This window comes from Sphingomonas sp. AC449 (assembly GCF_979253475.1).
The window spans coordinates 1-236 of record NZ_CEEDCZ010000097.1; the positions used below are offsets into that span (position 1 = coordinate 1).

A 236-nucleotide genomic window follows, 5' to 3' on the forward strand; every position below is an offset into this window, starting at 1 on the left:
TCCCGAATTCGCTCCCGCCGATCAGCGCGTCGACGCACAAGGCGAGCGCGGCGGCGGACAGGCAGCCGGCGAGACCGAGCGCCCAGTTCTGCGTCTGGAGCCCGGCGAAGATCATGTCGCCCAGACTCGGCTGGCCGACCGGGGTCGACAGCGTCGCCGCGCCGATCGTCCAGACCGCGGCGGTGCGGATGGCGGCGATCACCACGGGCGCGGCTCGCGGCGCCTCGACGAGGCGG

Annotated in this window: 1 pseudogene; it reads right to left on the reverse strand. The window is 74.6% G+C overall.

Annotation, left to right across the window (positions count from 1 at the left end):
• A pseudogene (locus AC0CH3_RS17970) lies at positions 1-236 on the reverse strand (ABC transporter permease); the annotation flags it as partial.